Raw genomic sequence first — 19,994 nt, forward strand, 5'->3', positions numbered from 1 at the left:
AACCGGGTGGTGAATCCGGGGCAATTCTGCATCCCAGAACTTGCGTCTTGCCTCTTTTCTTAGGGCGGGCTTTGCGCTAAAGCCCCTGCAACCAAAGGAGTCTGCCCATGAAAGCCGCCGTCATCGTTTTCCCCGGATCCAATTGTGATCGTGACATGGCCGTTGCGCTGGAAAAGGCGGGGGCGGATGTCAGCATGGTCTGGCACAAAGATGCAGGCCTGCCCGATGGGGTTGACCTGGTGGCGATTCCCGGCGGATTTTCGTTTGGCGACTATCTGCGCTGTGGGGCAATTGCGGCGCAAAGCCCGGTTTGCAACGCCTTGGTCGATCACGTTCAGCGCGGCGGATATGCGTTGGGGGTGTGTAACGGATTTCAGGTGTTGACCGAAACGGGGCTGTTGCCCGGTGTTTTGATGCGCAATGCCGGGATCAAATTTGTCTGCAAATCCGTCAACCTGAACATTGCAACGCGCAATTCGGCCTTTACCAACGCCTATGGATCGGCCACGTCGATCGACATCCCGGTTGCCCATCACGACGGCAATTATTTTGTGGATGAGGCGACATTGGCCAAATTGCAGGCCGAAGATCGGATCGCCTTTACCTATCAGGGCAATCCAAACGGTTCGATTGCAGATATCGCCGGCGTCCTGAGCGAAAACCGCCGTGTGCTGGGCATGATGCCCCATCCGGAACGTGCTGTCGAAGACGTGCATGGATCGACCGATGGGCAGGCGCTTTTCCGCGGATTGTTGGCGGAATTGGTTACCGCCTAAGGCCTTCGCTTGCCCCGGATCGGGGCGGGGCGTAAACTGTGGCTATGTCCCAGACGAGTGATCCTTCTCACAAAACGGCGACCAATGCTGGCACCGACGAGCCTAATCGGCCCGCGCGGATGCGTTGGGCGTTTTTGGTCTTGGTGGTTGTGGCGATTGGGGTGATTTACGTCACCAACAACCTGCTGACCCAACGGTTCACAGAAACCACCCGCAACCGCGCCGAAGTGCGCGGCACACTATATGCGGGCAACCTGATTTCTGAATTGCAACGCGCATCCATTGTGCCACAATTGCTGGCGCGCGACCCTGCCTTGATCGGGGCGTTGAATTCGTCGGACTTTTCCAATTCGACCCAACGGTTGCTGTCATTTGTAGATGAAATTGGCGCGGCGTCGCTGATGTTGCTGGATGTGGACGGCCGCGTTGTGGCGGCGACGGATCGCAACCAATTGGGCACAACCTATCGCACCAGCGGCTATTTTGTGGATGCGATCCGGTCCAATGACACGGTGTTTACGGTCGAGGAACGTGAAACCGGCGGCATTGGGTTTACCTATTCCCGCCGGGTTGAGGACGGGATTGGCGCGCTTGGCGTGATTGCGGTGGATGTGGATGTGGCCAAGCTGGAACGCAGCTGGGCGGGGATTTCGGATGCGGTTCTGGTCACCGATAGCGAAGGGACCATCATCCTGTCGACCGAACCGCGCTGGCGGGGGTTACAGGAATCTGATGCGTTGGAACGGCGATCTGCGCCGTCGGCCATCGAACGCGCCATTCGCGCCACACAAGATTGGACCGCGCTGCCGATTGACGCCTATCTGCGTGGCGAGGCCGTGCTGCGCATGGAAAGCCGCATTCCGTTCCAGGGCTGGCACATGGTCACCTACACCACTTATGCCAGCGTGCGCGAAAAGGTGAACGGGGTTCTGGCGCTGGAAATCATGGGATTCGCGATCCTTTTGGCGTCTGTGTTCTGGTTCATGTCCCGTAAAACCGCGTCGCGGCTGGTGTTTTTCCAACGGGAATCGGCAGAGCTTCGCCAGTTGAACCTGCGCCTGCAGCGGGAAATTGCCGAACGCGAAAAGGTCGAAAAGACCCTAGAAGTGGCCGAACAAAGTCTGGCGCAAAGTTCCAAATTGGCGGTGCTGGGCGAAATGTCCGCTGCCGTTAGTCACGAGCTGAACCAGCCGCTGGCGGCGATGAAAACCTATCTGGCGGGCGCACGTCTGTTGCTGACACGGCGCCGCCCAGAAGAGGCCCAAGCCGCGTTCCAACGCATCGATGATCTGATCGAACGGATGGGTGCGATCACCAAACAGTTGAAATCTTATGCGCGCAAAGGCTCAGAAGCGTTTGAACCTGTAGATACAAGGGCCGCAGTGTCATCTGCGCTGGCGATGATGGAGCCGCAGCTAAAGGTGCGCAAAGTGTCGATTACCCGCACTTTGCCCTCCGAAGAGGTGCTGATTTTGGGCGACAGATTGCGGTTGGAACAGGTGATCATCAACCTGTTGCGCAACGCGCTGGACGCCACCAAAACCGCACCGGACCCCCAGATCGAAGTGTTGCTGGCCGCTGGCGAAACCGTGCGTCTGACGGTGCGTGATAACGGGCAGGGGATCGATGATCTGGATGCGCTATTTGAACCGTTTTACACCACCAAACAGCCCGGTGACGGCGTTGGGTTGGGGCTTGCCATCTCATCTGGGATCGTAAACGAGTTGGGCGGACGGCTGACAGCACGCAACGCCATTGACGGCGGGGCTGTATTTGAACTTCAGCTTCCTATCTTAAAAGAAGACGGCGACAGCATCGCCGCAGCGGAATGAAAAGGCACAGAACATGACACAGGCCATGAAGATCGCGATCGTCGATGACGAAAAAGACATGCGCCAATCCATCGGCCAATGGCTGGCTTTGTCGGGGTTTGACACCGAAACATTTGCCAGCGCCGAAGAGGCACTGAGCCAGCTAAACGGTGATTATCCGGGCATTGTGGTCAGCGATATCAAAATGCCGGGCATGGATGGGATGCAATTCCTGCGCAAGCTCAAAGGCGTGGACAGCGCCCTGCCGGTGATCATGATCACAGGGCATGGCGATGTGCCCATGGCCGTCGAAGCAATGCGGATCGGCGCGTTTGATTTTCTGGAAAAACCGTTTAGCCCGGATCGCATGACCGAACTGGCCAAAAAGGCCACCCAAGCGCGCCGGTTGACCCTGGATGCACGTGTGTTGCGCAAGGAATTGTCGGACGGGTCGGCGTTGATGAACAAACTGATCGGGTCCAGCCCGGTGATGGAACGCCTAAAAGAAGACATTCTGGATCTGGGGCAGGCCGATGGGCATGTGTTGATCGAAGGGGAAACCGGCACCGGGAAAACCCTGATTGCCCATGCGCTGCACGCTGTTGGTGCCCGCGCGAGCAAAAAGTTTGTGCTGATTTCCTGCGCGGCCTATGACGAAGACGCGCTGGCGCGACGTCTGTTTGGCCCATCTGAACAAGACGAACCCATTCCCGCCATGGAAGAGGCGCGCGGCGGCACCTTGGTGTTGGAAGATATCGAAGCTCTGAGCACCACATTGCAGGCGCGTCTGCTGACTGCGATCAACGAACAGGGCAACCCGTCCGAAACCCGCATTATTGCGATCTGTAATCTACAGGACGAGGGCAAAACCTGCGAAAGCGAGCTGCGCGCCGATCTGTTTTACCGTCTGGCCGCGTTGCGCATCACGGTCCCACCTTTGCGCCAACGGGGCGAGGACATCCTGACGCTGTTTACCCGCCTGTCCGAACAGTTTTCCGATGAATATGGCTGTGACGCGCCACAGATTTCCGCCCAAGAAGCCGCGCAATTGTTGCAGGCCCCGTGGCCGGGCAATGTGCGTCAGCTGATCAATATCGCCGAACGCGCCGTGTTGCAGAACCGGCGCGGAACGGGCACGATCACGTCGCTGTTGATGGCTGATACCGAAGAAACCGAACCGGCCATGACCACCGAAGGCAAGCCGCTAAAAGAATTTGTCGAAGCGTTTGAACGCATGCTGATCGACAACACGATGCGCCGCCACAAAGGGTCCATTGTCAGTGTGATGGATGAATTGTGCCTGCCGCGTCGGACGCTGAACGAAAAAATGGCCAAATACGGGCTTAGCCGGTCGGATTATCTGTCCTAATGGGGCTGGCCTATGCGCTGATCGCGCTGTTCATGTATGGCGTGCCATTGCTGGGCCTGTTTGTGCTGTGGCTATTTGTGCGCTTTGCCATGAAAGGCGTGCCATTGCGCGGGGTTTTGGCGTTGGGGATTGTGGCAGTGGTGGCCGCGATCCCGATCCTAAAGGAACAATATGAGTTACGCCGGGATCTGGCGGTTTTGGAAATGTGGGAAATGCGCCCCACCCAATTGTCCCCTTTGCCCGGATCATTGCTGACAATAGACTCTTATGCAGGTGGGTGCCGATATGTGTGTCCCGACCTAACAGAGGCCAGTTTTGTCACATCGGTCACCCATGCCAAAGGTGGATCGATGCTAGAGCCCAGCTATGAACCGATCACAGAAGGGGATTTGTGGACGGTGCTGGATGATCCGGATCGGTCCCAGCCGTTCCCATATGATTATGTGTTGTTGATGGTGCCCGCTTTTGTGCTGCCTGAGGTGATCCCCTATTCAGATTATCGCGTCCCCGGTTGGCCGGATGGGGTGAACACTGCGGTGGTACTGGTACGCGCCCCTGTGGATGGAATTCTGGATTTGAGAGAGTCGGACATTCTGTACAAGCGGTTGGAGTTACAGCGGGATATGACCCAATACCCGTTCTGGCCCTATGCGACGGATACCCGGTGGACCCCAAGTGTCGTGTCTTTGATCGAAGAAATAATCGCGCTGTCACACCTATAGGTTGCAATTGGAATTCGCATATTCGTGCAATTTGCTGCGCCCAATCGCGATTAGTCATTGTGTTTATCCACAGATATCCCATATGACTAAAGGACGGATGGCTGGCATGAAGGTTTGCGCAGTCAACGGGATATTCTCTGATCCGCGATGAGGGCTAATCGCCGCCGCAATCAGACCGACAATTTCGACCCTTGGTTTGATCCTTGGGTCGCACGAATGGGACCCTTTGGGGTCGTATGAACAGCCCGCGGGCGCTGATGGACATACCAAAGCGCCGGGCCATGAATGGGCGTGAGGTCGAACGACCCGCGTCAGAGAAGGAACGCGATGAGGCGCGCGACGAGAGTAAGCGAGAGAGCAGGGACCCAATTGGGCCTCGCCATCGCTTTGCGCGCACCAGTCGCCATAATCAATCATGACAACGCTTTGATCGGACCCAATAGGGCTCCGCCGGGGCGCATTTGTCATGGGGAAAGCAAAAATGGCAAAAAAGATGCTGATCGATGCCACACACGCGGAAGAAACCCGCGTTGTTGTGGTGGATGGAAACAAGGTCGAGGAGTTCGACTTTGAGAGCCAGGCCAAGCGCCAACTCGCCGGAAACATATACCTTGCAAAAGTAACCCGTGTGGAGCCGTCTCTGCAGGCGGCGTTCATCGATTACGGTGGCAATCGCCATGGGTTTCTGGCGTTTTCTGAAATTCACCCAGATTATTACCGTATTCCAATCGCTGATCGCGAAGCGCTGATCGCCGAGGAACGCGCCTATGCCGAAAGCCTGAAAGCCGAAGCAGAGGCCGAAGAAGAGAAATCCGCGCCCAAACGTCGGCGCCGGTCTCGGTCGCGGTCCAAAGCGGCGGAAACCAAAACCAACGATCCAGTGGTGACCGAAGAGGTCAAAACAGACGATGTGAACGGCACAGATGCCCCTGCACAGATTGCGGGCATGGAAGTGGTCGATCTGGATGCGCCCGCACCGGACGCGATGGCAGACCCCCAAGAGGGGCTGAGCCATATGGAACTGGTGGCCGAAACCCCAGTGGAAGAGCCAAAAGCCGCAGAAGAAACGGTGGAAACCCCTGTTGCAGAAGCGACACCAGAGGCGGATGAAACTGCCCCTGTTGCAGAGTCCACAGCACCAGATGCGGCTGCTGACGACGCTGAGAAATCTGCCGATGCGGCCGACGTTGTAGAAGATGACGCCGAAGCCGAACCAAAGAAATCGCGCGATGCCACATCCAAGGATGCGGGCATCGAATCTGTCGCCGACGAAGACGACAGCGAAGATGTGCGCCCCGTGCGCAAACCACGCCCCAAGCGTTACAAAATCCAAGAAGTGGTCAAAACCGGTCAGATCCTGCTGGTTCAGGTCGTCAAAGAAGAGCGCGGCAACAAAGGCGCTGCCCTGACCACGTATCTGTCGCTGGCGGGTCGCTATTGTGTCTTGATGCCCAACACTGCACGTGGCGGTGGCATCAGCCGCAAGATCACCAACGTCTCGGACCGCAAAAAACTGAAAGAAATCGCCAATGAAATGGATGTCCCGGATGGGGCAGGCCTGATCATTCGCACCGCCGGGTCCCAACGGACCAAAACAGAAATCAAACGCGACTATGAATATCTGCAACGTTTGTGGGAACAAATCCGCGAACTGACGCTGAAATCTGTCGCGCCCGCCCCAATCTATGAAGAGGGCAACCTGATCAAACGGTCGATCCGGGATCTTTATTCCAAAGAGATCGACGAAGTGATTGTCGAAGGCGATACCGGTTACCGCACCGCCAAAGACTTCATGAAAATGATCATGCCAAGCCACGCCAAAAATGTGAAACCCTATAACGATGCATTGCCATTGTTTGCCCGGTTCCAAGTGGAAAGCTATCTGTCGGGCATGTTCAATCCGACGGTGCAATTGCCATCTGGTGGCTATATCGTGATCGGCATCACCGAAGCGTTGGTGGCCGTTGACGTTAATTCAGGGCGTGCGACCAAAGAAGGGTCGATTGAACAAACAGCCGTGAAAACCAACCTAGAAGCGGCCGATGAAGTGGCCCGTCAATTGCGCCTGCGTGATTTGGCCGGTTTGATCGTCATCGATTTCATCGACATGGATGAACGCAAAAACAACGCCGCCGTTGAAAAGCGGATGAAAGACAAGCTGAAAACCGATCGCGCCCGTATTCAGGTCGGCCGGATTTCGGGCTTTGGCCTGATGGAAATGTCGCGTCAGCGTCTGCGCCCCGGTATGTTAGAGGCAACAACTCAGCCCTGCGCCCATTGTCACGGCACAGGTTTGTTGCGTTCGGACGACAACACTGCGTTGATGATCCTGCGCCAACTTGAAGAAGAAGGCGTGCGTGGCCGGTCCAAAGAGGTGCTGGTGCGGGCCCCGATTGGCATCGCCAACTTTATCATGAACCAAAAACGCGATCACGTGGCCCAGATCGAGGCCCGGTATGGCCTGTCTGTGCGCATCGAGGCAGACCCGCATATGGTTGCGCCCGATTACGCGATTGAGAAGTTTAAAACCGCGACCCGCGTTGTGGCCGAGGTGGCAACACCTGTGATTTCATCCGACAGTTCGGTCATTGAAACGGCCGAAGAAGAGGTCGAAGAGGCCGTTGTTGTGGATGCAACTGCCGAAGAGGGCCAAGAGGAGAAACCCAAAAAACGCCGTCGTCGTCGTCGTCGTCGCCGCAATGGTGGTGAGAATGAGAATTCGGGTGAAAATTCTGTAGACGCAGCGGATGACAATGCCAGCGAAACCTCGACTGAAACCTCAACTGAAACTTCGACTGACAGCGCGCCAAATGGCGAAGGTCAGACCGCCGAAACAGCACCCGTAGACGCGGCTGACGCAGCTAGCGCGAAATCTGATGCCGGTGAAGGCGACAACACGGTAGAGGGCGACGCCCCCGCGAAACCTAAACGCGCCCGCCGGTCCCGGTCACGCAAAAAGGCCGAGCCAGAAGTCGCCGCAGATGTCAGTGCTGAAGGCGAAGCGGCACCCGCTGCTGACGCACCGGCTGTTGAGGCACAAGCACCTGCTGTTGACGCGGAGGGTGACAAACCGGCCAAGCCGAAACGCACCCGCACACGTCGCAAAACTAAGGCCCAACTGGCCGCTGAGGCAGAAGCGGCAGCAGCAGAGGCGGCATCAAGTGACGCAGAATCTGTTGCGGAAGCGGCCCCTGCCGCGCCAGCAGCCGAACCAACTGAAACAGTTGCTGAAACGGCTGAAGTCGCTGCCGAAGTGGCCGCGCCAGCGGTTGAACCTGCAGCAGTGCCAGCAGCTGAACCTGTGGCGGAGCCAACACCGGAGCCTGTTGCCGAAACGGTCGCAGCACCGGTGGTTGAAGCGGCCCCAGTGGCAGCGCCGGAACCCGCAAAACCCAAACGTCGGGGTTGGTGGTCGATGGGTGGCCGCTAAGCCAACCGGATAAGAAACTGAAGACGCCGCGCAATCCTTGTGCGGCGTTTTTTGTTGAGACGATGAACCCAGCGGAATGCCTGCGGCATGCTTGATAAGCCATCCAAGACAATGTCTTGGAGGCCGATTGGCGCGCAAGACGGAAGGTTACGCTTTGCGGATGGAATAGGTTTGATAGGCGCCCGTTTCGACGACACCCAGAAAGGTATGACCGGCCTCGGTGCAGAAATGTGGGATATCGATGATCGCGGCCGGATCATCGGCCAGAACGGTCAGGACCGCACCCGAATCCATCGCCATCAAACGTTTGCGCGCCTTGAGCACGGGCAGGGGGCATAGCAGCCCAATTGCGTCACATTCCTGATCCATAATGCTCAGATAAGCGGGATGTTACAATCTGTCCACTAGGTTGTGACCGCACATGACGTGACCTTTGGTTTGGGCTGATCTAAGAGGGGGTATGGATGCTTCTCTTTTGCTTGATGCCTCGTTTGCCGTTGCCATGCTGATTGCTATGGTCGCTGGTCTGTTGTCTTTCCTCAGCCCCTGCGTTTTGCCAGTGGCGTTGCCGTATCTGGCCTATATGGGCGGGGTCAGCGTGACGGATATGGACCAAGACGGGGCCGCGCGCCGCCGCGTTGTTGTTACGGCGTTGTTCTTTGTGCTGGGCCTGTCGACTGTGTTTTTGATCCTTGGGGCGGCGGCATCGGCGTTGGGACGGGTGTTTTTGCAGGCCCAAGACTGGTTCCTAATGGGGGCCGGGATCATTGTGATCGCATTTGGTCTGCATTTTATCGGGCTTTACCGGATCAAATTTCTGGACCAAGAGGCCCGCATTGATGCAGGGGATCGTGGCGGATCGGCCTTTGGCGCTTATGTGCTGGGGCTGGCCTTTGCTTTTGGCTGGACGCCGTGTTTGGGGCCGATTTTGGGCGCGATCCTAGGACTGGCCAGTTCCGAGGCAGATCTGGGCAAAGGCATTGCATTGCTGGCAATCTATGCGATGGGGCTGGGCATTCCATTTTTGCTGCTGGCCGCGTTTTTCCCGCGATTAAAGGGCTTTATGGCGTGGATGAAACGCCATCTGCGCAGTGTTGAACGTGTGTCGGGCCTGTTGCTGGTGTTGGTCGGTGTGCTGATGCTGACCGGGCAATTCACCGCGATATCGTTCTGGCTGTTGGACACATTCCCGTTTTTACAAAACATCGGGTGATGGCTTAATTTTGCCCGGATTTCACACTAACCTTCCTGACAAAGAGGGTGTTATGTCTGAGTCTGTTTCCAAAAGTACCGTTAAAACGCGCCGGGTGTTTTACATTCCCGGCTATGATCCCATTCACCCGCGCCGCTACCGCGAGCTTTATCGCAAAGAAGGCGCCGCACAGGCGCAGATTAGCGGCTATGAGATCAGCCTTGCGGCCAAACAGGGCGGGGATCGTTATGGCTGGCAGGTGAATGGTCAGATTGACGGCGCGCAGGTCGCCGCCGAATTCGAAGTGCTGGTCTGGTCCGACATCGTTCGCGACAGCATGGCCACATCCATCCCGGCCACCTATCTGCAAATGGCACGCACCGCCTGGACCTACATCGCGTCGGGCGCGCTGCGCCGGTTGATGTGGCTGCGCAAAGGCCCGGTGATTGCCGCGCTTTATCCGGTGGGCATGTTGATCCTGCAATTGCTGTTGGCGCTTCTGATTGGCCATTGGGCCGGTTTGGGCCTGTCGAAATTGGTCGCCCTAATCCCCGCAGGCACAGAGGGGCTGTGGTCCACGATCAAATCCCTGCTTAGCACCGGATTATACTGGGGGATCGCCGCCATCGTGTTTGTCACATTAATGCGTTGGTTCAAAAAACAGGACGGCAAATTTTTCGCCTATTACCTGATGCACGATTATGCTTATTCAGCGGCCTCTAACGGGGCCAACCCGCCCGAGTTAGAAACCCGATTGGCCGAATTCGGCGATGTGATCGCGGATGCGTTAAACACAGGCGTGGATGAGGTTCTGATCGTGGGGCATTCATCGGGCGCGCATCTGGGTGTGACGATTTTGGCCGATCTGATCCGGGCCGGGCGCGTGCCTGTGCATGGACCGGAATTGTCGTTCCTGACCTTGGGCCAAGTGGTGCCAATGGTGTCGTTCCTGCCAAAGGCGGACCGTCTGCGTGGCGATCTGGCCTATCTTTGCACTCGGGATGAATTGGCCTGGGTCGATGTCACCGCCCCCGGCGATGGCTGCGCCTTTGCCCTTTGTGATCCGGTCGCCGTGTCAGGCGTGGCCCCAGCAGACAAACAATGGCCGCTGGTGTTTTCAGCCGCCTTTACCCAGACCCTCAGCCCTGCACGTTGGAAAGAATTGCGTTGGCGGTTCTTTCGGCTGCATTTTCAGTATCTTTGCGCCTTTGATCGGCCACGGGATTACGATTATTTCCAAATCACCGCAGGCCCCAAAACCCTGTGGGACCGATATCAGGATCGCAATCCATCCAATTCACGCATTGACATTGCCGCGTCGAAATACACTTCTGTAACCCATGGATACGCCCCCAAATAACGCGCCCAGAATTCCGCCAAAACCGGCGGCGCGGCCAGATAATACCACCCTGTGGCGCTATCTGAAACTGTTTCGGGCTGATATTCTATCAGCCCAGCCGGCCAAATTGTACCGCGCGTGGATGGCTGAATTTCGCACGCCGTTTTTTCGCTCTTATCTGGCCAATGACCCCAAGCTGGTGAAAACCGTGCTAAAGGAACGCCCCGATGATTTTCCGAAATCGGATCGGGTGGGGGCAGGTCTGCGCCCCTTGCTGGGCAACAGCGTGTTTTTGACCAATGGCGACACGTGGAAACGGCAACGCCGCATCATCGACCCGGCCTTTGAGGGCGGGCGGCTGCGCGATACATTCCCTGCCATGTGGGCCGCGGGCGAAGCAGCGGTGGAACGTCTGCGCCCCATTGCAGATGGGCGCGATTTTGAGATCGAGGCCGAAACCAGCCACGCCGCAGCGGATGTGATTTTTCGCACGCTGTTTTCGATCCCAATCGAACATGACGTGGCCACGCAGGTCTTTGACAAATTTCGCACTTATCAACGTAGTCAACCGATCCTGAACTTGGCCGCCTTTATTCCTGGCCCCAAATGGATGCCCCGGTTTTTCCGACACGAAACCAAACGGACCGCTCGCGACATCCGCGCATTGATCGAACAATTGACCACGGCGCGCATGGCAGACATCGCCGCCGGGACCGCGCCTGATGATCTGGCGACCAAAATCATGACGACTGTCGACCCAGATACCGGCGACACATTCAGCGCCGAAGAAATGGTGGATCAGGTTGCGATCTTTTTCTTGGCGGGGCACGAAACCAGCGCTTCTGCTTTGGCGTGGACGTTATATTTGCTGGCGCTGTATCCCGACTGGCAGGACAAATTGGCGGCAGAGGCGGCAGAGTTAACGCCAGATTTCGCATCCGTGTCCAAGCTGCGCCAAACCCGTGATGTGTTCCGCGAAGCGTTGCGGCTTTATCCGCCGGTGCCGATGATGGTGCGCGAAGCAGGCTGTCCGGTGGAATTTCGGGGCCGGGACGTGGCCAAAGGATCGCAGGTGGTTCTGTCGCCCTGGCATTTGCATCGACACGAACGCCTGTGGGATCGCCCGGATGAATTTGACCCGGATCGTTGGGCCACAGAAAACGGTAAAACCTGCATACGGGATGCGTTTATCCCATTTTCTGCTGGGTCGCGCGTCTGTACCGGGGCGGGTTTTGCCATGGTTGAGGGGCCGCTTTTGTTGGCGCAAATGCTGCGTGCCTATCGGTTTGAGGTGTTAACCAATAAACCGCCCGTGCCCGTGGCCTATTTAACCGTTCGATCGCGCGATGGCATCTGGTTGCGACTCACCCCGCGGGCCTGAGTCGCCACAATCATTTTCAACGATCTTTGAAAACACCTAGGCACTGTTTCCACAGCGGCTTCAATAAACGTGTTTTGGTTAACCTCAGCTTAACAAAATGGCGAGAGTATGACTAAACAAATAACGTCTAAAATTATTTGGAATTTATTAGTTATCAATGGGTTAAGGCTGGTTTGTTAACGATTTCCTCAAGATTTTGGCACAAATGAGGCATTCATTTTGGCAAAGTAAAGGCGCATATTAGCTTTGTAGTAACCGAAGTGACGAAGATTAGGAGTGTCAGACATGGCATATGGCATGGGAATGGAAGAGATCCGGGGCGAGTCCAAAGGCAAAGGCCTGACGCAGACCCTGCAGACCATCATGTCGGTCGTGCGTCAATCACGCGACGGCGAGGCAGATGTTCAACCTGAACGTAAGCTAAGCGATGGTGAATTGCGCAGCCTGTTCAAACAGGACCTTCGCGGCACCAAACAGGAAACGCAGGAATCTGTGGATCTGACGCGCATCCGTTCAGCGCTTTATGGCGACTGAAAATAGCGCAAAACAAACACGCGCATCGCTGAGGCCAGCCCGACATCGGGCGCCCGCGCTGCGTCAATTTCTGAGGCCAGACCGTTAATCGTCTGGCCTTTTGCTTTGGCGATGTCCTGAAAGGCCTGCCAAAATTCGGGTTCCAATGACACAGATGTTCGGTGCTGTTTCAGGGTCAGCGAATGTTTCACGGGTCGCATTTGCGGCAGGGCCTGTAACAATTCAGGCAGGGTCGGGTGCTCACTCATCTTCAAACTTTAACTGATCAAGCCGTTTTGAGGCCTGTTCGGCACGGGCTGTTTCGGCCAATCGTTCGGCTTTGGTGCGGCCAAATCGGACAGCATTTTGGTCTGCACGGGCCTTATCTTGGGCCCGTGCACGTGTTTTCCTGACTTTGTTCAGGTTGATCGGCTTCATTTAGGGCCGATCATCTGTTCGGGACGCACGACCGCGTCAAACGTTGCCTCATCCACAAAGCCGAGGGCGATTGCCTCTTCTTTCAAGGTTGTCCCGTTTTTATGGGCGGTTTTGGCGACTTTGGTGGCGTTGTCATAGCCAATGGTTGGGGCCAGCGCGGTCACCAACATCAGGCTTTCTTTCATCAATTTGTCGATGCGCGGCTCATTCGCCTGAATGCCGTTCAGCATCCGTTCGGTAAAGCTATCGGCCACATCCCCCAAAAGTTGCATGCTTTGCAACAGGTTATAAGACATCATTGGGTTATAGACGTTCAGCTCAAAATGGCCCTGGGACCCGGCAAAGGCGATGGCGGCGTCGTTGCCCAGGATATGTGCGCAGACCTGTGTCATGGCTTCGGCTTGGGTCGGGTTGACCTTGCCGGGCATGATGGACGATCCGGGTTCGTTTTCTGGCAGGATCAATTCGCCCAGACCAGAGCGCGGACCAGAGCCAAGGAACCGGATGTCGGATGCGATTTTATAGGCGGCCATGGCGGTGGTTTTGATCGCGCCGGACATAAACACCATGGCGTCATGGGCGGCCAAAGCTTCGAATTTATTGGGCGCAGTCACAAAGGGCAGGCCGGTGATTTCGGCCATATTGGCGGCCACGGTGGTGTCCCAACCAGGGGATGTGTTCAACCCGGTGCCAACGGCTGTGCCGCCTTGGGCCAGTTCGTAAATGCCGGGCAGGGCCAGTTTGATCCGGTCAATCCCGTTGCGGATTTGTGCGGCGTAACCGGAAAATTCCTGCCCCAAAGTCAGCGGCGTCGCGTCCTGTGTATGGGTGCGGCCGATTTTGATAATGTCTTTGAATTCAACGGCTTTGGCTTCTAGACCGGCCTGAAATTTTTCCAGACCCGGTAGCAGCACGTCACGCACAGTCATCGCCGCAGCAATATGCATCGCCGTCGGGAACGTGTCGTTGGACGATTGGCCCATATTGCAGTGATCGTTGGGGTGCACCGGATCTTTGGATCCGATCACGCCGCCCAGAATTTCGATGGCGCGGTTGGCGATCACTTCGTTGGAATTCATGTTGGATTGTGTGCCCGACCCGGTTTGCCACACCACCAAGGGGAAATGATCGTCCAATTTGCCATCGACCACTTCGCCCGCAGCGGTGATCATCGCATCGGCCAAAGTCGCGTCAAGTTTGCCGCTGGCTTTGTTGGCTTGGGCGCAGGCTTTTTTGATCACGCCCAGGGCGCGCACGATGGCGACGGGCTGTTTTTCCCAACCGATGGGAAAGTTCATGATCGAACGTTGCGTTTGCGCGCCCCAATATTTGTCGGAAGGGACTTCTAGGGGGCCAAAGCTGTCGGTTTCTGTGCGGGTCTGGGCCATGGGATGCTCCTGTGTATGCAATTGTATGCCGCAATAAAGCAGGGCGCATGACTTGGCAATTGCCCCTTTGGGCGCACCCTAACCTGCGGGGCAAGCTAGGGAAACCACCCCAAGCGGGGAAACCTACACAGAATAGGTCGCGTTTGCGCTAAACTTTCGATTGGCGAAATGTGTAGACCCGTGCAGGCGGCAGATTGCCCCAGATTTTGCGCGACACGTCCCATCTCAGGCCAAGGTTTTTGCGCAAAGCTTCGTTGATGGGGGGCACCGGGCCATAGGTGAACTGAATGAAAACACCGCCACGGCCCATCATCTGAAACGCACCTCCAACAATAGCGTCCTGAATGTGGTTTGGCATCGATAATAAAGGCAGTCCCGACACAACAGCGCGCACCGGTTCGTCCATATGATCCACGGCGTTTTGCGCGCCGGTGATGTGAATATGGGTTTCTGGGAACGTGTCACGTAAATGGCTGGCGAAATCTGGGTTCAGTTCAAACAAATGCAAATCAGAGGCGGCAATGCCCCGACCCAACAAAGCGCGGGTGATTTTGCCGGTTCCGGGACCCAGTTCGACAACGGCGCCAGACCCATCCGGCACGGCCTGCACCATATGCTGGGCCAAAGCCGCAGAAGAGGGCGCCAAAGCGACGACTTGGCCGGGTTTACGTAGCAATTGCCCAAGAAATAAAGGGATGTCCGACGCCATTGGAATGCTCCTGATCTGATAGGTCTAAGATCAGGATCAAAGCGCGATAGGTCAACGCATAGGCGTGAGATTTCACAAAACCTTCAACAGGTTGCCCGTGAATGTGTCTGTGCAAATGACTGTGCAAATGATTGTGATTTTGCCGGGGCAAAGGGGGCTATTTGCGGAACGAATCCAGCGACACCACTTCGGCCTCTTTGACGGGTTCGTCAGCGGCGACTTCGTGATCTTCGACATGGGTCATCGGCGCGGGCATGATTTCGGCGTCTTCTTCTTCGCCATCCTCACCGTCCTGCGTTTCAAACCGCAGGCCAAATTCCACGGACGGATCGACAAAGGTCTGCAGCGCATCAAACGGAATATAGAGCGGTTCGGGGTTGTTGCCAAAGTTCAGCGTGATCGAAAAACCGTCATCTGTGATGTCCAGATTGTCGAACCAGTGCTGGACCACAACCGTCATTTCGCCGGGATACCGGTCGGACAGCCAATCGGCGATTTCAACATCGGGATGATTGGTGTCAAACGTGATAAAGAAATGGTGGTTGCCCGGAAGCCCGTTTTTTGCAACGTTTTCAAGGACCTGCTTGATCAGTCCACGCATGGCGTGATGCATGAGATTGCCATAGTCGATCGTATCGCTCACCGGGGGGCTCCTTTGATAGTGCGGCCAGCATAAAAGATTCTACGCCAGTGAAAAGGGGGCAAACGAGGTTTGCGACCCCAAGTCCCAGGCCAAGGACCGCCATGATCGCCAGGACCAGCACCATATCCCACTTTAATCGCAGCAAAAGCAGGGCTGCAAAGGCCGCTAAAATCGCTGCGATGGGTTGGAATGTGGTGATCTGCGGCAGGATGAAGGATAAAAATCCGGTGTCAATTTTGGTGATGTCACCAAAGAAAACATGGGCCGCGAACCAAATTGACAGATTCGCGATGACGCCAACAACAGCGGCGGTAATCGCATGCAACGCGCCCGATATTCGCGGTTGGTGTTCCAGCCAATCAATAAGCGGCGCGCCAGCGAAAATCCATATAAAACAAGGGACAAACGTCACCCACAATGACATCAACCCAGCCAGAACAAACTGACCCTGGGCATTGCCAGCCAAATGTCCGACAAATTGAGTGACCAAAATCAGCGGCCCCGGTGTTGTCTCTGCCAACCCCAGCGCGTCCATCATTTGATCTGTGCTCAGCCAGTTAAAGCCTGTCACGACCTCTTGGGTCATGTAGGCCAGCACTGAATAGGCGCCGCCAAAGGTCACAACTGCCAATTTGGAGAAAAACAGCCCCAAAGACAAAAGAAACTCTTGTCCCAACAGGGCCGCCAGCGCCAAAGGGGCCGCCCAAATGACACCGCCGATTGCCAAAATCCGCAAGGTGCGTCCCAGTGATAATACCGGTTTTTGTCCGTCTGTCGGGCGAGCACGTGTCGCCAACGCCCCATAAAGCGCTGCCGCTGCGATCAATAGCGGAAAAGGCGTGTTAAAGAAGAAAAGCGCAACAAAAGACACGATCGCGATGCCGATATCGGACCGCGCTTTCAACGCTTTTTTGGCAACCTTTAGAATGGCTTGCAGCACGATCACCACCACGGTTGCCTTCACCCCGAGGAAAATGGCCTGCACCAATGGAACACCGCCAAAATGGGCATAAATCCAAGCCAGCGCAAAGATCACAATGGCACCGGGCAGGACAAACAACCCCCCGGCGATCAAACCGCCGGGGATGCCGCGCAATCGCCAGCCTGAATAGGTCGCCAATTGCATGGCTTCGGGGCCGGGCAACATCATGCAAAAGCTGAGCGCGCGCAAAAATTGGGCTTCTGTGAGCCAAGGTCGGGTTTCGACCAATTCACGGTGCATCAACGCGATTTGCGCCGCGGGTCCACCAAACGAAAACAGGCCAATGCGGCCAAAAACTTGGGTGAGTTCACGCAAAGATGTCATCGCGCCACCGGCCAGTCATGGGTTTCGTTCACGCCGTCCCGTGCCCAGCGATACAGCGCGTCATACAGCGTCATGCCCGCCTGCAATTGTTCGATGTCATCTTTGTAGAGTTTTGACAATCCAACAGAAATAGCAAGCAAACCAGCGGCTTGTGGTGCATTGTTATTGTTGTTTGTATCAGCCGCGCGCACAATCAAAGCCAGATTTTTCAGCGCGTCATGGGACAGATTGAACCGTTTGATCATGGTATCAAAGGTGCATTTATCCCCTTCATGGGACCAAGGGACGTCTTCGACATCAAAGGGAACTGCGCCAAATTTTTCAGCAACGCCTTGAACCTGCGCAGGTGGCACAAACAAAAACTGTGCCGCGGGGTCAACAAAACGGCGGATCAACCACGGGCAGGCGATCCGGTCAATTTTGGGGCGGTGACGCGTCACCCAAAGCGTGCCACCTTGTTGCAAACCTGCGACGGCTTGTGCGGGAATGCGCGGTAATTTGGCATCCCGCCAGCCATAATTGCCCCCCTGTAAAACCTGCGCCTCAAACCCCGCCGCCCGCAAATGCGCAGCGACGCCATGCGACAATTTCAGGCCTTTTTGACAGACAACAACAATGGGACCGTTGCCCAGCCGTTCTTTCAAATCCTGTAACGCGGTGTGATTGTGCCGAAAGGCCGTCGGAATAAGAAACGGATCCTCGTTGAAATCTTCGTCGGTGATGACGTCCACGATTTGCGGCGCTGTTGGTCCGCCGATCAAACGCATCAATTGAGTAGGGGATATTTCAGTAAAGCCAGCCACAAAGCATCCTTTCCTGGCAAGGCTCAGAACGATTCTGAGCCGGTCAAAATGGATGCGACCTTGGCCTTAGCCTCACGGGAGGAACGCGGTTCCCATGCTCTTTGGGTAGGTCAGTGGCTGGGTCCGGTCAAGGGGTATGGGGCGCGTTAACCAAATATTCGTGCCACTTCGCGCAAAATTTTCCGACGGATTGCGTCAGGATATTCACGATGGCCGCGTGCGGTGATGACAAACCCGTCGCGTGTGATGATGGATCGGTGAAAATAGACGGTGATCGTCAGGCCCATACCTTCTATGGCGATGCCATTGACCGTCACCCCCATGCGTTCTGCGCGTGTGCGTAACGGTCTGACATCAATGCCAGAATTGGCTGTGCCGTCGCCCGACACATCGATAATTTTCCGGTGGCAGTCCGGGGCGTTTTCCATCTGATCCAATGCCAAAGACAACGCATTCCCCGGCGCAGTGTCCGACAGGGCAAAGGCCCGCGGTGTGGTGCGTGCGATCAGGGCAAATTCGCGAACCTGGTCGCCATTGGTTAAAATCGTCCAGGGTTGCGTGATCATTTGGCGGTCTTGGCCGGACCATTGCATGACCGACATGGCGACCTGACCGGCAATGATTTCATCCATGATTTCCGGATCCAGCAACGCATCGGCCAAACCGTCAGTTTGCAAACGGTATTCGCCTTCGTCAATTGAATTGGACACATCGATCATCAACAGCAACGCCGTTGAACAGGCCTGCGCCATTGACGTTACAAAACAAAAGAGGATCGAAATCGCTAATTTGAACATGTTTTGAGTTGAGGCGATTTTGTCAAAAAACTCAAGAGGTATGGAATTCCATACTATGCAGATGCACATCAGAAGGCGAGATAGGGGGCCACCTTCGGATCATTTTGATCAAGTTGTTTTGTGGGGGTAATGAGTTTGGGCCGTCCTTCGGGGCGGTCTTTTTCTGTTTAAAAACATCGTTTTCAATGTGGGAAAGCGCAGGTTTCTGTTGCCAGGTACCTGCAAACCCCGCCTTACGCTGCTAGGCGCAAGGGCTTAATTTTCAATGTTTCGCACAGCTTACGCTGCGAGAGCCATTGGAGCTTTGTTGTCATTTGCAACTACTCTAAGTGTACCGATAACGGTGGTAACTCACCGAAACAAAGCTAACCCCTTTAGACGTTCGTCGATCCTATTTCGTCCCCATGATCCCCAAATGAAGGATTTTGGTGGAGACGCCGGGTACCGCCCCCGGGTCCGATCCGCTTATTACGAGCGCGTTTATGTCCATAGTCCCGAAGGACATTCCAAACATAAGGTCTTGTTATCAGGATTGAAAGGGGGCCAAGGCAAAATGATCCATTCCGCCCGTGTTTCGTCTATGGGTCGGATAGGGGCCTGCTGTGATACATCGACCGTTTTCCTATGCGCAAATCTAACCTTTTTGGGAATGTTCCGCGCGGTGGCGGCCCAATTCTGCGGTGTAATTGGCCAGTTCGATCAGCGCGCTATCGGCGGCGCTTGCGCTTCTTGCTTCGATCCCATCGGCAATCGCAATATGAAGCGCAACAATCCGTTCGCGGCTGCGCGCCGTAAAGGTGATCATGTTCATCAATGGCTGCATCGCCTCAACCGCGCCGGCCAGTTGATAGGACAGAACCGGGTTGCCGGCCCCATCGACCAAAGCCCGGTGAAATGCCACATCTGAGGCGCAAAAAGCCTCATCCGTCAGGCCGGATTGTTGTTGGCGAAAAATTTCGGCACGCATGGTTGCCAGCTGATCGGCATTGCGCCGCTGCGCTGACAATGGGGCACAGGCGCGTTCCAATGAAAACCGCGCCTCGCAGGCAATTTCAAAGCTGATCGCGTTCATCGATAACAACAAAGTCGACGTTGTAACCTGTTGAGAATACGCGTCTTCGTAAGAAAGCCGATTAACAAACGCACCGCCAGTTGCCCCGCGCTGCGTGCGGATCAGGCTTTGGGCAGCCAGACGTTTTAGCGCCTCGCGCACCGTGCTGCGTGACACCGAAAACTGTTCGGATAATTCAGCTTCGGATGGCAATCTGGCATCCACGATCAGGTCGCCAGAAACGATCGCTTCTCGGATCGAATTTGCGATTTGCGCAGAGAGGTCGGTGGTCTTTTCGGTGGTTTTTTTCATATGTCTGACATTTC

Annotated in this window: 19 protein-coding genes and 1 other RNA gene; 9 read left to right on the plus strand and 11 right to left on the minus strand. The window is 55.8% G+C overall.

The features are described from left to right. Positions 1–107: 107 nt before the first annotated feature. The 5 genes from purQ to AB1F12_RS07430 all read left to right on the plus strand — a co-directional run bounded on the left by purQ (position 108) and on the right by AB1F12_RS07430 (position 8,108). On the plus strand, positions 108–776 hold the full coding sequence (gene purQ / locus AB1F12_RS07410; RefSeq protein WP_368187801.1) for a phosphoribosylformylglycinamidine synthase subunit PurQ: 669 nt from the start codon (positions 108–110) through the stop codon (positions 774–776). A 119-nt stretch (positions 777–895) separates the two neighbouring features. Continuing rightward, positions 896–2,608: an ATP-binding protein gene (locus AB1F12_RS07415; protein ID WP_368188306.1), complete on the plus strand. Its 1,713-nt coding sequence runs from the start codon at positions 896–898 to the stop codon at positions 2,606–2,608. 13 nt (positions 2,609–2,621) lie between these two features. Further along, the gene (locus AB1F12_RS07420) at positions 2,622–3,956 is read left to right on the plus strand and encodes a sigma-54-dependent transcriptional regulator (RefSeq protein WP_368187803.1); all 1,335 of its coding nucleotides are present in this window, start codon (positions 2,622–2,624) and stop codon (positions 3,954–3,956) included. Beyond that, positions 3,956–4,678 carry a hypothetical protein gene (locus tag AB1F12_RS07425; protein ID WP_368187805.1) on the plus strand — a complete coding sequence of 241 codons (723 nt, stop codon included), beginning with the start codon at positions 3,956–3,958 and terminating at the stop codon, positions 4,676–4,678. Before AB1F12_RS07420 ends, AB1F12_RS07425 begins: the two co-directional genes overlap by 1 nt. Positions 4,679–5,159: 481 nt before the next feature. Continuing rightward, on the plus strand, positions 5,160–8,108 hold the full coding sequence (locus tag AB1F12_RS07430) for a ribonuclease E/G (RefSeq protein ID WP_368187807.1): 2,949 nt from the start codon (positions 5,160–5,162) through the stop codon (positions 8,106–8,108). 147 nt (positions 8,109–8,255) lie between these two features. On the opposite strand, the gene AB1F12_RS07435 is transcribed toward AB1F12_RS07430, so the two are convergent. After that, positions 8,256–8,477 carry a sulfurtransferase TusA family protein gene (locus tag AB1F12_RS07435; protein WP_368187809.1) on the minus strand — a complete coding sequence of 74 codons (222 nt, stop codon included), beginning with the start codon at positions 8,475–8,477 and terminating at the stop codon, positions 8,256–8,258. A gap of 91 nt (positions 8,478–8,568) precedes the next feature. Between AB1F12_RS07435 and AB1F12_RS07440 the strand changes: the two genes are divergently transcribed. The 4 genes from AB1F12_RS07440 (at position 8,569) to AB1F12_RS07455 (ending at position 12,554) form a co-directional block, all read left to right on the plus strand. Further along, a complete protein-coding gene (locus AB1F12_RS07440) occupies positions 8,569–9,321 on the plus strand; it encodes a cytochrome c biogenesis CcdA family protein (RefSeq protein ID WP_368187812.1) in 753 nt (250 codons plus the stop codon). A 52-nt stretch (positions 9,322–9,373) separates the two neighbouring features. Beyond that, a complete protein-coding gene (locus AB1F12_RS07445; RefSeq protein WP_368187815.1) occupies positions 9,374–10,660 on the plus strand; it encodes a hypothetical protein in 1,287 nt (428 codons plus the stop codon). Beyond that, positions 10,641–12,020, plus strand: coding sequence for a cytochrome P450 (locus AB1F12_RS07450; protein WP_368187817.1), 1,380 nt, complete (start codon positions 10,641–10,643; stop codon positions 12,018–12,020). The genes AB1F12_RS07445 and AB1F12_RS07450 overlap by 20 nt, the downstream gene beginning before the upstream one ends. A gap of 285 nt (positions 12,021–12,305) precedes the next feature. Continuing rightward, positions 12,306–12,554 carry a hypothetical protein gene (locus AB1F12_RS07455; protein ID WP_368187820.1) on the plus strand — a complete coding sequence of 83 codons (249 nt, stop codon included), beginning with the start codon at positions 12,306–12,308 and terminating at the stop codon, positions 12,552–12,554. On the opposite strand, the gene AB1F12_RS07460 is transcribed toward AB1F12_RS07455, so the two are convergent. From AB1F12_RS07460 to AB1F12_RS07505, 10 genes are all read right to left on the minus strand, one after another. Next, entirely contained in the window at positions 12,542–12,802 is a 261-nt protein-coding gene (locus AB1F12_RS07460) for a ribbon-helix-helix domain-containing protein (protein WP_368187822.1), read from the minus strand. The genes AB1F12_RS07455 and AB1F12_RS07460 overlap by 13 nt on opposite strands. Then, complete coding sequence (locus AB1F12_RS07465) at positions 12,795–12,971, minus strand: DUF4169 family protein (protein ID WP_368187823.1); 177 nt, start codon at positions 12,969–12,971, stop codon at positions 12,795–12,797. Before AB1F12_RS07465 ends, AB1F12_RS07460 begins: the two co-directional genes overlap by 8 nt. Beyond that, positions 12,968–14,359, minus strand: coding sequence for a class II fumarate hydratase (gene fumC / locus AB1F12_RS07470; protein WP_368187824.1), 1,392 nt, complete (start codon positions 14,357–14,359; stop codon positions 12,968–12,970). The genes AB1F12_RS07465 and fumC overlap by 4 nt, the downstream gene beginning before the upstream one ends. A 148-nt stretch (positions 14,360–14,507) precedes the next feature. After that, positions 14,508–15,068, minus strand: a complete 561-nt coding sequence (locus tag AB1F12_RS07475) for a class I SAM-dependent methyltransferase (protein WP_368187826.1) — start codon at positions 15,066–15,068, stop codon at positions 14,508–14,510. A gap of 157 nt (positions 15,069–15,225) precedes the next feature. Next, on the minus strand, positions 15,226–15,711 hold the full coding sequence (locus AB1F12_RS07480; protein ID WP_368187827.1) for an SspB family protein: 486 nt from the start codon (positions 15,709–15,711) through the stop codon (positions 15,226–15,228). Then, positions 15,641–17,017, minus strand: a complete 1,377-nt coding sequence (gene chrA / locus AB1F12_RS07485; protein WP_368187829.1) for a chromate efflux transporter — start codon at positions 17,015–17,017, stop codon at positions 15,641–15,643. The genes AB1F12_RS07480 and chrA overlap by 71 nt, the downstream gene beginning before the upstream one ends. After that, positions 17,014–17,820: a chromate resistance protein ChrB domain-containing protein gene (locus tag AB1F12_RS07490; RefSeq protein WP_368187831.1), complete on the minus strand. Its 807-nt coding sequence runs from the start codon at positions 17,818–17,820 to the stop codon at positions 17,014–17,016. Before AB1F12_RS07490 ends, chrA begins: the two co-directional genes overlap by 4 nt. A gap of 146 nt (positions 17,821–17,966) precedes the next feature. Further along, a complete protein-coding gene (locus AB1F12_RS07495) occupies positions 17,967–18,617 on the minus strand; it encodes a DUF1194 domain-containing protein (RefSeq protein WP_368187834.1) in 651 nt (216 codons plus the stop codon). Between the two features lie 194 nt (positions 18,618–18,811). Continuing rightward, positions 18,812–19,159: a transfer-messenger RNA gene (ssrA, locus tag AB1F12_RS07500) on the minus strand. A 92-nt stretch (positions 19,160–19,251) separates the two neighbouring features. Further along, complete coding sequence (locus tag AB1F12_RS07505) at positions 19,252–19,980, minus strand: FadR/GntR family transcriptional regulator (RefSeq protein ID WP_368187836.1); 729 nt, start codon at positions 19,978–19,980, stop codon at positions 19,252–19,254. Positions 19,981–19,994: the final 14 nt, after the last annotated feature.

The organism is Aestuariibius sp. HNIBRBA575, assembly GCF_040932005.1.
In the GTDB taxonomy this organism is placed as follows: Bacteria; Pseudomonadota; Alphaproteobacteria; order Rhodobacterales; family Rhodobacteraceae; genus CANLNM01.

Excerpts from the sequence above, each read along its gene's own strand:
- purQ (WP_368187801.1), top strand. The coding sequence starts at position 108 with ATGAAAGCCGCCGTCATCGTTTTCCCCGGATCCAATTGTGATCGTGAC.
- AB1F12_RS07415 (WP_368188306.1), top strand. The coding sequence starts at position 896 with ATGCGTTGGGCGTTTTTGGTCTTGGTGGTTGTGGCGATTGGGGTGATT.
- AB1F12_RS07420 (WP_368187803.1), top strand. The coding sequence starts at position 2,622 with ATGACACAGGCCATGAAGATCGCGATCGTCGATGACGAAAAAGACATG.
- AB1F12_RS07425 (WP_368187805.1), top strand. The coding sequence starts at position 3,956 with ATGGGGCTGGCCTATGCGCTGATCGCGCTGTTCATGTATGGCGTGCCA.
- AB1F12_RS07430 (WP_368187807.1), top strand. The coding sequence starts at position 5,160 with ATGGCAAAAAAGATGCTGATCGATGCCACACACGCGGAAGAAACCCGC.
- AB1F12_RS07435 (WP_368187809.1), bottom strand. The coding sequence starts at position 8,477 with ATGGATCAGGAATGTGACGCAATTGGGCTGCTATGCCCCCTGCCCGTG.
- AB1F12_RS07440 (WP_368187812.1), top strand. The coding sequence starts at position 8,569 with ATGGATGCTTCTCTTTTGCTTGATGCCTCGTTTGCCGTTGCCATGCTG.
- AB1F12_RS07445 (WP_368187815.1), top strand. The coding sequence starts at position 9,374 with ATGTCTGAGTCTGTTTCCAAAAGTACCGTTAAAACGCGCCGGGTGTTT.
- AB1F12_RS07450 (WP_368187817.1), top strand. The coding sequence starts at position 10,641 with ATGGATACGCCCCCAAATAACGCGCCCAGAATTCCGCCAAAACCGGCG.
- AB1F12_RS07455 (WP_368187820.1), top strand. The coding sequence starts at position 12,306 with ATGGCATATGGCATGGGAATGGAAGAGATCCGGGGCGAGTCCAAAGGC.
- AB1F12_RS07460 (WP_368187822.1), bottom strand. The coding sequence starts at position 12,802 with ATGAGTGAGCACCCGACCCTGCCTGAATTGTTACAGGCCCTGCCGCAA.
- AB1F12_RS07465 (WP_368187823.1), bottom strand. The coding sequence starts at position 12,971 with ATGAAGCCGATCAACCTGAACAAAGTCAGGAAAACACGTGCACGGGCC.
- fumC (WP_368187824.1), bottom strand. The coding sequence starts at position 14,359 with ATGGCCCAGACCCGCACAGAAACCGACAGCTTTGGCCCCCTAGAAGTC.
- AB1F12_RS07475 (WP_368187826.1), bottom strand. The coding sequence starts at position 15,068 with ATGGCGTCGGACATCCCTTTATTTCTTGGGCAATTGCTACGTAAACCC.
- chrA (WP_368187829.1), bottom strand. The coding sequence starts at position 17,017 with ATGACATCTTTGCGTGAACTCACCCAAGTTTTTGGCCGCATTGGCCTG.
- AB1F12_RS07495 (WP_368187834.1), bottom strand. The coding sequence starts at position 18,617 with ATGTTCAAATTAGCGATTTCGATCCTCTTTTGTTTTGTAACGTCAATG.
- AB1F12_RS07505 (WP_368187836.1), bottom strand. The coding sequence starts at position 19,980 with ATGAAAAAAACCACCGAAAAGACCACCGACCTCTCTGCGCAAATCGCA.